This is a genomic window from Microcoleus sp. Aus8_D2, from assembly GCF_036702665.1.
GTDB lineage: Bacteria > Cyanobacteriota > Cyanobacteriia > Cyanobacteriales > Microcoleaceae > Microcoleus.
The window spans coordinates 33,477-42,222 of record NZ_JAUBUN010000048.1; the positions used below are offsets into that span (position 1 = coordinate 33,477).

Annotated in this window: 8 protein-coding genes; 3 read left to right on the forward strand and 5 right to left on the reverse strand. The window is 45.5% G+C overall.

Annotated elements, in window-relative coordinates; genetic code table 11:
• Positions 1-69: 69 nt before the first annotated feature.
• The gene (locus QUB64_RS27460; RefSeq protein WP_333276789.1) at positions 70-297 is read right to left on the reverse strand and encodes a response regulator transcription factor; all 228 of its coding nucleotides are present in this window, start codon (positions 295-297) and stop codon (positions 70-72) included.
• A 30-nt stretch (positions 298-327) separates the two neighbouring features.
• Positions 328-801, reverse strand: a complete 474-nt coding sequence (locus QUB64_RS27465) for a Coq4 family protein (RefSeq protein ID WP_333276786.1) — start codon at positions 799-801, stop codon at positions 328-330.
• Positions 802-1,799: 998 nt separating this feature from the next.
• Between QUB64_RS27465 and QUB64_RS27470 the strand changes: the two genes are divergently transcribed.
• A complete protein-coding gene (locus tag QUB64_RS27470) occupies positions 1,800-2,519 on the forward strand; it encodes a hypothetical protein (protein ID WP_333276783.1) in 720 nt (239 codons plus the stop codon).
• Between the two features lie 168 nt (positions 2,520-2,687).
• On the opposite strand, the gene QUB64_RS27475 is transcribed toward QUB64_RS27470, so the two are convergent.
• Positions 2,688-4,172 carry a NarK family nitrate/nitrite MFS transporter gene (locus tag QUB64_RS27475; RefSeq protein ID WP_333276781.1) on the reverse strand — a complete coding sequence of 495 codons (1,485 nt, stop codon included), beginning with the start codon at positions 4,170-4,172 and terminating at the stop codon, positions 2,688-2,690.
• A 281-nt stretch (positions 4,173-4,453) separates the two neighbouring features.
• On the opposite strand from QUB64_RS27475, the gene QUB64_RS27480 reads away from it, so the two are divergent.
• Positions 4,454-4,882, forward strand: coding sequence for a hypothetical protein (locus QUB64_RS27480; protein WP_333276779.1), 429 nt, complete (start codon positions 4,454-4,456; stop codon positions 4,880-4,882).
• Positions 4,883-5,300: 418 nt separating this feature from the next.
• On the opposite strand, the gene recA is transcribed toward QUB64_RS27480, so the two are convergent.
• Together recA and QUB64_RS27490 are read right to left on the reverse strand one after the other, a co-directional pair.
• Positions 5,301-6,440 carry a recombinase RecA gene (recA, locus tag QUB64_RS27485; protein ID WP_333276776.1) on the reverse strand — a complete coding sequence of 380 codons (1,140 nt, stop codon included), beginning with the start codon at positions 6,438-6,440 and terminating at the stop codon, positions 5,301-5,303.
• A 160-nt stretch (positions 6,441-6,600) separates the two neighbouring features.
• On the reverse strand, positions 6,601-6,840 hold the full coding sequence (locus QUB64_RS27490; RefSeq protein ID WP_333276774.1) for a hypothetical protein: 240 nt from the start codon (positions 6,838-6,840) through the stop codon (positions 6,601-6,603).
• Between QUB64_RS27490 and QUB64_RS27495 the strand changes: the two genes are divergently transcribed.
• Positions 6,839-8,464: a glycosyltransferase family 39 protein gene (locus QUB64_RS27495; RefSeq protein WP_333276772.1), complete on the forward strand. Its 1,626-nt coding sequence runs from the start codon at positions 6,839-6,841 to the stop codon at positions 8,462-8,464. The two genes, QUB64_RS27490 and QUB64_RS27495, sit on opposite strands and share 2 nt — an antisense overlap.
• The last annotated feature ends 282 nt before the right edge of the window (positions 8,465-8,746 follow it).

Here is an 8,746-nt window from a genome sequence, read left to right on the forward strand (position 1 = left end):
TTGTAGGGTGCGTCAGTAGAGAGTTTCTGGATTACCCGAGAATTAAAGCAGGCTGACGCACCCGACTATTTATGAGTCCCAGAGCATATTTTCTTGCATCAACAGTGCAATCATCGCACTTCTGGAACAAACACCAAGTTTGATAAAAATTCGCCTCACGTAAGTAGCAACCGTCCAGTGACTGATATTTAAATTTTTGGCAATACATTTGTTGGGCAGACCTTGGGCTACTAATTGTGCGATCGCTTTTTCTCGCGGGCTCAGGCTGATTACCGGTTTGTAAATGGTGCTTTGCATAGTTTTGCAGTGCAGTGACGAGTTAAATTTTTAATCAGTTAATGGTAGAATGCCCAGTTTTTCTCGAACTTCAGATAAAGGAGTTTCCCAGTCAGATGCAACGTCCCAGTCAATTAGCCGATCGGCTAATTTTCCATATTTTAAACCTTTGATAATTTGTCCGATCGCACATTTGCCACTGAGCAGTCCAACTAACACTAAAATCGCACAGGAAGGGCGAAATACTTGAGCGCGAGTAAACGCTTGAAGTACAAATTCATCTTCTGGAGAAGGTGAAAGACCCGTCAGAACGTGCCAAACGTCGTGGTTTCGTTGAATCCAGTCTCCAGATGCGATCGGTTCAAACCCTTGTTCGTCTAGAAATCGCGCCACTTCGCACCCTAATGTTCCTGCTGGCAGTTGACGCAATTTTTCCAAGTCAATTTCAAAATGTCGATCGCTCTTAATTTGAGGATTAATTGTTTGAGCCATCTTTAATATAGCTCCTAATTGACCGTCAGTCATGATTGATTCTCCCTGGAATAAGAATTTAAGTTTCTGAAAAATGAAATTCGTCTTTGTCCAGTTCATTTTTGCGATGAATCAAGACAACTTTTTTTTACAGTTCAGCTCAGAAATCCTACCTTCTGTAACAGCAATTAACTTTCAGGAGCTTTTACATTTCTTTACAAACAGCCTCAGAGGTGAAATCTGTCAGTTGTCAAAATCTGGCTAGTGTTAGTTACCGCAACTTGACCCAGGGGGAAGTAACCGTAAACTCCACAGTATTTAGCGGTGATTGGAACTCCTTTACTTACGTATATGAATCTATTCTGCTCCTAAGTATTTGCACCTGCAATGAGTCAGAAGCTGAAGCGTGCAAACCAAGTGATGCGAGTGCTACCAAGTGAATCAAGGTGAAGAGACCTGAAGCAGGGTGAAGTAAACAGTTGACAGTTGACCGCTTGACAGTTGACCGCTTGACAGTTGACCGCTTGACAGCTTGCCCTGTGGCAAGATTATTCGTAGGGTGTGTCGCCATTAAAAATTTGTGAATTAAAATCGACTTTTCGAGTAGCGACGCACCTCAATAGCTCTGGGTGAGAGAAATTTCCCCGGGCGCGATCGCACTCGGTAGCGAGCTAGTATTTGAGGAGATTAAATTCTTTAATTTTGCCTTTAACCGAGACGTATTGACCAGTGCGCTGTCGCTCAAATGAGTGACACTTGGTAAAGCGACTGGTGAAGTATGGAGCTGCTAGCTATAAATAAAGCATGACTTACGCACGGTTATAGCAATCCCAAATCTATTGTGAGCGTGGTTTGGGCGTCAATCCGGGACGGGCTGATGAAAGTACCCATCCCACAAATCCTGCAAGGATTGCTATAGTCATCACCTTGGTTTTTCAACTAAAATATACGGGCTTGAAACTCTCAATAATAGTTGCAAAACAACCCGGTTTATTTGTGAGATAGTATGTAAGTTTTATTAATTAGAATAGAAGTTCATCTAAGGTATCACCATGAAACGAATTAATTTTTTGCTTTCTGCAGGAGTTTTGTCATTCATTTGGTGCGGTGCTGCTAGCGCTACAACTTATATTAATCCGAACGGCAAAACTACTTTAAACCTGTCTGAAAAAGCGAACACTCCCAGGGGATTTTATTTTACTCAAGTAGGCAATCGCGAATATTTTGGCAATATTCAAATTACCCGTTCCGATGGAGGAGTAGGCTCTTACCATTACAACGGAACTTTCAATGACCGCGCGATCGGCCCTGGGAGAAAAATTGTTTGTTCTGGAGATATTGCCATTGTCCGGCGTGCAACTGGAAGGAGCGACCAATTGGGAGCAGAAGTTACTTGGAAGGTGAAAGGAGGAGAAAATTGTGCTTCTGTTGGTAAGACATTTAAAGTCAATTTAGTCGAGCCTTTACCGCGTCCTAATGCCAGTGGCAATTATACTTCTAGCAATGCTAATACTTGGTCGAGCGAAACTGCTGGTACTGTAACTTGGCCTGCTTGGCGAGTCACATCGCGAGATGGCGAACTCAACTGCCGCCAGACGCCAAACGGAGCAATTAAACGAGTTTATCGCGCCGATCGAGATACAATTGCTGCTGAACTCAGGGGAGGAAATGCGATTACAATGGCGAACGGTGAACCCTGGTTGCTGACAAGACAAGGCTGTTACGTGCGCGCTAATTCTCAATACATTGAGCCTGTTTCTTTGCCGGAGTAAGTTTTTGTTAGCGAGCTCGTGTCCGGTCAACTACCCACACTAAAAAATGTTTGATCCTTCGGACTTCAGTCCTTATCTAATTTGAGGACTAAAGTCCGAACTATCAAACTAAGGGCAGCGGGCTTTAAGGTTGATTTGACAATAAATTTATTGACAAAATGAGAATTTTTAGTGACCGATTAGCATCGCTGGCTCTGCCACTTCTTTGTTTGGAGAAACCTTGGGTTCCTTAAGGATAAAAATACAAAGAAAAAACACCATCACAGCCGCAATTCCGAGTACATCAAAAAACAGACGGTTGCCTTCAACTGTCTGGGGTAAAAAGCTGTAAATGGTGGCGTACATCACAGAGCCGACACTGCCGTAAGCACCGATATTGCCAGCAATTTGACCTGTTACTTCCCGTTTGATTAATGAGGCGATGCCAAATGTCGCACCTGCTGCGCCGAAGACGAAGAATGCACAGAGCATGGTCATAATAATGACCAGCGGTAACGGCCATGTTGCCGTGATTTGACTCATGATTAAATATCCTAATGCAACTCCGCCAGTCATTGCTGTCAGCGTCCACTTGCGACTGCCGATTTTGTCGGAAATTAAGCCTCCGGCTGGACGACTTATCAAGTTCATCAGGGGATAGGTGGCTGCTAGTGGCCCGGCGATCGCATGATTTATATTAAAGGTATGTTCAAAAAATTCTGGCAGCATTGAAACTACGGCGAGTTCTGAACCAAAGCTGACTGCATAAGCGAGTTCTAATACAAATACTTGACTGATTTGGTAGCGTTCTTGAGGCGGGTACTGTTTTTTGCCTGTCACCACTTCTCGGTTAACTTCCCAGGCTTTGTAGGCTTGAATTCCGTAGAGTACGGCCAAACAAGCCCAAATGCTGTACATCACATCTGTAGTGAGAAAATTTGCTTTCTGCAAGCGCCACACAATCAAACCTAAGGCGCCAAATAGAGGAATATTGGCGATCGACAATGCCCAAAAACTTTTAGCGCTGGTGACTTCCATTGCACCGTTGCGGGCGGGGCGCTGATAGACTTTCCCAGGCGGAGTGTCTTGCACGTTGCAGTAAAAAATGACTCCGAAAACTGCTGTGACAATGCCGGTGAGGGCGATCGCCAATCGCCAGTTTGTATGCCCGACTGACAGAAAAGCGGTGCCGGCGGCGATCGCCGGTAAAGCAGCCTCTGCGGCAAAAGAACCAAAATTGCCCCAGCCACCATAGATTCCTTGAGCGAAACCGATATCTTTTGGCGGAAACCATTCGGCAACTAAACGAATGCCAACCACGAATCCAGCGCCGACAATCCCCATTGCTAGGCGGCTTAACACTAATTGATTGAAGTTTTGAGCAGTTGCAAAGGCGAGACAGGGAATTGCTGCATACACCAGGAGTGAAGAGAAGGTGATGCGGGGCCCAAAGCGATCGAGCAACATCCCGATAATGATCCGTGCAGGAATGGTGAGGGCTAGGTTGCACAGACTGATGATTCTGGCTTGGCCGAGTGTCAAACCCAAGTCATGCCGCACCGTTGTGCTGAAGGGTGCGTAGTTGAACCAAACTACGAAGGTTAAGAAAAAAGCAAACCAACTCAGGTTCAGAATCCGAAAAGGCCCCCTGAAGGATAAAAGCCCTTGAAGCATACTTAGCGATCCTCAGAAATAATACGAATGATGAATTTTGATAAAAATTAGGGTTTATTACGGGTGGCCATCAACCTGTTGCGCTTCAATTCAAGTTTATGTATTCAGGCAAAACTGTATAGTAAGTCACTTTTTATCCGGAAAATTGAAGCTAGCGCATCAATTAAATGCAGATCCTGCATTTAATGTCAAATTTCTCTGACATAGGCCTTGCGTTTAAAAATTTAAAATAGTATATTTGAATACAGAAATTAAATTTGATTCAAGGGCGGTAGGTAAAAATGCTTGTACGCTTCACAAAAATAGAATCTCAGCCAACCGATCGCGACTCCATTAGCCCGATCGACAAGGGAGCGACCGCGAAATCAAGAATTTTGGGTCTTTTGACTGCCTGCGTAGCGGTGGCGGGATGTCTGGGAACCGCACAAGCGGCGATCGCCCAATCAAGTTTAGAGCCTGTGAAAGCACAGGAGTCTCATCAAGAGTTCGTCAACAGCACGACAAGTCAAGGTGCTGCACCTGTGCTATTTGACGCGGCTCAGCAGGAAGAAATTTCCCAGATGTTGTTGGGATTCCTTTATTTTGTCTTGCCTGTGGGTGTGGCCTTAAGTATTTTTATCCACGATAAATATTCTCAAAAGCGCTCTGCTACTATCAAGCAGCAGACAGAGGTTTTAGAGGTGACGTTCAACCAACATCCTCAACACTAGAGTCGATCGACAAATTATACAATTTTGGATTTTGGATTTTGGATTTTCGATTGGGAATAACTGATAAATTCTCTCCACTTCTCCCCCTATCCGCCTCTCCCGCTATCCCACTCAGAAACCTAGTTTCTGTGTCTTGGAGTGCGATCGATTTCAAAAAAATAATACATAAAATAGTAGGTTGGGTTTACAGATAAACCCAACCTACTATTGTTCAAAGAGGCAGAGCCTCAAGATATGCGTTACCAGGCAGAGCCTGGTAACAAGCAAAAATTGTAGGGTGCGTCGCTCGCTGACATCCTAGTTGAGGGCGACAATTATTCGTGGCGACGCACCCTACGTCTCTTTGAGTGCTGTCCGCGAAGAGCGTATTGTACAATACGCTCTTCGCAGACAGCACTAATAACGTTCGCTACAAAATTTAGATTTCTTCCAGATCTCCTACATCTTCAATGTCATTATCAACAATCTCATCATCCTCATCTAGATCCTCATCATCAGCATCGACATCGACAGGAGCGACAGAATTAGCAGAAACTACAGCACCAGTATCAAGTTTTTCCCGTACTAGCCGCTCGATCTCATTTTTGAAATCGATATTTTTCTCCATGTGTTGAATCACTTTGTCTCGTCCTTGAGCGATGTTCTCGCCGTTGTAACTATACCAAGAACCTTTTTTCAGAATTACTCCCATCTCGTCGGCCAAGTCAGTCAGACAGCCTAAGGTAGAAATGCCTTTACCAAATACAATGTCAAATTCGGCAATGCGGAAAGGCGGAGCAACTTTATTTTTAGCCACTTTAACTTTCGTGCGGTTGCCGTATTCTTCGGTACCTTTTTTCAAGCTTTGAATGCGACGAATGTCGAGCCGCACGCTGGCGTAAAATTTGAGGGCGTTACCGCCCGTTGTTGTTTCGGGGTTGCCGTAAGTTATGCCGATTTTTTGCCGCAATTGGTTGAGGAAAATCACGGTACAGCCGGATTTACCAATGTTACCGGTGATTTTGCGCAGCGCTTGACTCATCAAGCGGGCTTGCAAACCCATGTGGGAGTCGCCCATGTCGCCTTCGATTTCGGCGCGGGGGACGAGGGCTGCTACGGAGTCAATTACTACAATATCAACGGCGACGGATCGCACGAGTTGATCGACGATTTCTAGGGCCATTTCGCCGGTATCCGGCTGGGAAACTAAGAGATTTTCAATATCTACGCCTAATGATGAGGCGTAGGTGGGATCGAGGGCGTGCTCGGCATCGACGAAGGCTGCGATACCGCCGGTTTTTTGGACTTCGGCGATCGCGTGGAGGGCTAAAGTAGTTTTACCGGAACTTTCGGGGCCGTAAATTTCAATGACTCGACCTTTTGGCAAACCACCGCCCAAAGCAATGTCCAGTGTCAGAGCTCCGGTGGGGATGGTTTCTACCCTCATGCGAGTGGAGTCTCCCAATCGGACGATCGCTCCTTTGCCAAAGCTGCGCTCGATTTGGGACAGTACGGAAGTTAGGGCTTTTTGCTTTTCTGTGTTTTCAGTAGTTTTTGTAGAAGCTTCTTTTTTTGCCATTTTCGGTACGCGGGTAGACCCCTTGCGGAGCTTGTTGATTAACTGTACAACACGTATGTTAGCAGTTATTTTTGGGGTCTGGAGGTTCTGGGGGGATTTGGTTTAGAATTCTTGATTTTGCGGTGGTTGAGCCCGATCGCGCCCTGACGGGGGCTGTGGTTTAGAAGGTAGAAGGCGATCGACAGAGGGTAGAATGATGGTCGGTTGGGTTCTGTACTGGTATCGATCGATCTTTAACAGGCCCAAACGGGGGTGGATAGAAACCGGGTTTTTCCACAGCAATACACAGGTTGCAGCAGGCGATCCCGGTAAAAAACCCGGTTTCTGAGCGTAGTGGTGCGATCGTCCCCGGAGTCGATCGGTACGCCTCTGGGACGATCGCCACAATTAGGACAAGCATGGCATCTACAACAAATCAAGACACATCTGTTAATCCCCAAAATCCCAAAAATTCCCGATTGCTGATGAGCTTATTGGCGATCGGCATTTTACTAGGTATCGGATTTCGGTTTTTCGAGATCGATCGCAAACTTTACTGGCACGACGAAGCTTACACATCTATCCGCGCCGCTGGTTTCACCAGACAAGAAATCGACGACGAACTATTTCAAAACCGGATTGTTCCTGCACCAGAATTGCAGAAATATCAACGGATCAAACCGGGAAGTACAGCAGCAGACACAATTCGTTCATTAGCATTAGAAGACCCGCAACATCCGCCTTTGTACTTTTTGATGGCTCGTTTGTGGATGGAGCAATTTGGTAGTTCTCTGGCAGCATCTCGCAGTTTGCCAGCAATATTGAGTTTGTTTTCGCTGCCTTTGATGTACGCTTTAGCTCAGGAACTTTTTGCCTCAAAGAAGGCGGCGTTAGTAGCAACAGCACTTTTGGCTTTATCTCCCTTTGACATCTTGTTTGCTCAGACAGCAAGGCAGTACAGTTTGCTGACAGCCGCAGTTATTGGCAGCAGTTGGCTGCTGCTGAGAGCAGTGCGGTTGCGGGGTTGGCAAAATTGGGCGTATTACTCGCTGGCGATCGCGATCGGTTTCTACACTCACCCTTTCTTCAGTTTAACACTCGTCGGACAGGGAGTTTTTATAATTGCTTACTGGCTGTTTGTCAAACAAAAAAAAATGCGAGGTCATTTAACTAATTCGCAATTTTTCTTAGCAGTAACAGCCGCTTTAATATTGTATTTGCCATGGATTTACGTGCTGGCGACCAACCTGGAACGAGCCTCAGCCACGACAGATTGGACGCGCATATCTCCAGGTTGGCTGTATCTGGTAAAATTGTGGACGCTCAGCTTTACAGCCTTATTTTTTGACTTTGACTTCGGGTTTGACAACATCTGGACTTATCTGCTGAGATTGCCATTTTTGCTGTTAATTGCGGCAGCAGTTTACCACATCTGCCGCCGCACAAATATTTCAACTTTGCTGTTTATTGTAACATCAATTTTCGTACCGTTTTTGATGCTGGCTTTACCGGATCTAATCCTAGGCGGCAAACGTTCCGCCGTCAGTCGCTATCTGATTTCCTGCTTTCCGGGAGTGCAGCTAGCAGTTGCTTGCTTGCTGGCGAGTAAGGTGAAAACTCAGCAGCGGTTTTGGCAAGTCGTGTTAGCAGGGGTATTTACAGCAAGCATAGCATCCTGTACCCTCAGCGCTGTTGCTGATACTTGGTGGAGCAAAGACTTGAGCTATTTTAATGCTGAAGTTGCGAGAAATATTAACAAAGAGGTGATGGCTAATCGATCGATTAAAGATACAATAGTAATTAGCGATCGCGGTAATGATTTTACTAACATGGGAGATTTGCTATCTCTGAGTTATTTGCTGGACAAAGATGTACGGCTGATGCTGCTGAGTCAGTCGCCGGATATGGAGATGCTGACCAAATATTCGGCTCCTCTGGTGTTCCGCCCTTCGGAAAAATTGATCTCGGCACTCAAGCAAAATCAGCGGCGCCTAGAGCCTATATTGGAATATGCCAAACTTTTTCGAGTGCGGCGAACTTCTTAGTTGCGGATAGAGTGCGGAGTGAAACAACTATTGGATTGGCCTCAAATATGTGAACTGACCCACCTTAATATCATCTCAGCTCGAAGGACACAATCAGATTGGTTCGTAGTGAGGACTTTAGTCCGCATTCGTCAAAGGACTAAAAAATAAAATTGGTTCGTAGTGAGGACTTTAGTCCGCATTCGTCAAAGGACTAAAAAATAAGATTGGTTCGTAGTGAGGACTTTAGTCCGCATTCGTCAAAGGACTAAAAAATAAGATTGGTTCGTAGTGAGGACTTTA

Excerpts from the sequence above, each read along its gene's own strand:
- QUB64_RS27460 (WP_333276789.1), bottom strand. The coding sequence starts at position 297 with ATGCAAAGCACCATTTACAAACCGGTAATCAGCCTGAGCCCGCGAGAA.
- QUB64_RS27465 (WP_333276786.1), bottom strand. The coding sequence starts at position 801 with ATGACTGACGGTCAATTAGGAGCTATATTAAAGATGGCTCAAACAATT.
- QUB64_RS27470 (WP_333276783.1), top strand. The coding sequence starts at position 1,800 with ATGAAACGAATTAATTTTTTGCTTTCTGCAGGAGTTTTGTCATTCATT.
- QUB64_RS27475 (WP_333276781.1), bottom strand. The coding sequence starts at position 4,172 with ATGCTTCAAGGGCTTTTATCCTTCAGGGGGCCTTTTCGGATTCTGAAC.
- QUB64_RS27480 (WP_333276779.1), top strand. The coding sequence starts at position 4,454 with ATGCTTGTACGCTTCACAAAAATAGAATCTCAGCCAACCGATCGCGAC.
- recA (WP_333276776.1), bottom strand. The coding sequence starts at position 6,440 with ATGGCAAAAAAAGAAGCTTCTACAAAAACTACTGAAAACACAGAAAAG.
- QUB64_RS27495 (WP_333276772.1), top strand. The coding sequence starts at position 6,839 with ATGGCATCTACAACAAATCAAGACACATCTGTTAATCCCCAAAATCCC.
- QUB64_RS27490 (WP_333276774.1), bottom strand. The coding sequence starts at position 6,840 with ATGCTTGTCCTAATTGTGGCGATCGTCCCAGAGGCGTACCGATCGACT.